Source organism: Peptoniphilus koenoeneniae (assembly GCF_030812875.1).
In the GTDB taxonomy this organism is placed as follows: Bacteria; Bacillota; Clostridia; order Tissierellales; family Peptoniphilaceae; genus Peptoniphilus_B; species Peptoniphilus_B koenoeneniae.
In genome coordinates this window covers 1-1566 of sequence record NZ_JAUSTN010000017.1, presented here as the reverse complement: position 1 = coordinate 1566, position 1566 = coordinate 1, and the positions used below count along the sequence as shown (strand labels likewise).

Sequence of the window (1566 nt, the reverse complement as noted above, 5' to 3'; positions counted from 1 at the left end):
ATAAAATCCTTGTAATTATCATTCATCATTTCTTCTAAGTTTTCTCTAATATCTTTGTATTCCATAATTTCCTCCTTGTACTAAATAAGGAGAGCTTTTAGCCCTCCTCTACCTTTCTTGTCCTTTTTCGTTTTTTTCTTGATTTTTATCTTTTTCTTCTTCCGATTTGAATTTTGATATTTGTCCCAATATAGATGGTTTCTCTTCCCTTGCCTGAAGATTATCCTCTACATCATAGGTTGATTCAAAGTAATCACTATCTTTAAAATCATTGTCATACCTATCTGGTATTCCGTCATTATCTAAGTCTTTAGCTAACGGATCATAAAAGTTGCCATCATCATCTATTTCCAAGCCTAGTGCTTTCTTTAGGTCTTCTCTATCAACAGATATAAGGTCATCAAAACTTGACATTTTTATAACCTCAATCATATTATTGATAGCCTCTTGCTCAGATACACCATCTTCTAAGAATGATTCTGTTCTAATAGCTACATCATCTACATACTGAGTCCATGTTTTTTCTTCCAAATTTACTTCATATTGAATAGAGTGCTTACCATCTGGTGTTTCTGTATAGGCAAGTCCTATATGGCTTAAATCAGGATATAGTTTGTCAAAGTCTTCATAGCTATTAGATTCTGAAAACTCATAGTTAGAATAATCAACTATCGCCCTTTTTAAATCTTCTAATAATGGTGATTGGTTTTCTAATTCTTCCACTTCTCCCATATCTAAAAGTTTATTAATCTCAGCTAGTCTTAGGGTCTTATCCCTTAACTCATCTGCTTTTTCAAATGGTTTTGTCAATTCTACTTTGGCATTTTCTAAAGATTCTTTATAGTTTTCAAGGTTTTGATTTAACCTATCAAGTCTTGAAGGCATTTTTTCAATGGCATTATCAAGCCTTGTTATATTACCATCAGTAGAGTTTGAAAACTCTCCAAAGTATTCTGCTTTTCCTAGAAGTTTAAAGGTGTGAGTATTAGTCATAAAGTTATATGAAACTTGTAAGTCTAAATTTCTATATTTACCAATAACCTTGCTATCATTTATCTTTACCTTTTTTATTTCTTCTAATAGCTTCTCTCCAGCTTCTTTCTTATCTAAAATTTTATTTCCCCTAAGACTTATTGAAGTGAATTTGCTATCTCCTTCTCCTAATTTCTCAACACTTGCAATATCTTCTTTAACTGCTTGTATTTCCATTTCAGTTTTTAAAATACTTTGAGGATAAATTTTATTTACCTTATCTTCAAGCTTATATTTATTAGACTTGTAGTTTGCTTCAAGCATTTTTAATTTTGTAACTTCATTATCTAAATCCATTTTTTCTTTTATTAAAGGATTACCAGTAGCTAAAGCCTTAATTTCTGAATAAGATAGACTTGCTTCATCAACATCTTCTGCAACTCTTACTGGAGTTTTTGAAGTCATAATTTGAGAAATGAATTTTTGCTTATTCTCTATTGTCTGGTCGAGTAGGTCAGGGATATTACTATCCCTTTCCCCTCTAAGAACCGTGCATGAGAGTTTCCCCTCACACGGCTCAAGTTTTTATAAGCC

At 31.5% G+C, this 1566-nt stretch carries 1 pseudogene; it reads right to left on the bottom strand.

Features of this window, described 5'->3' with window-relative positions:
• Positions 1-108 precede the first annotated feature (108 nt).
• A pseudogene (locus J2S72_RS08705) lies at positions 109-1482 on the bottom strand (helicase-related protein); the annotation flags it as partial.
• Positions 1483-1566: the final 84 nt, after the last annotated feature.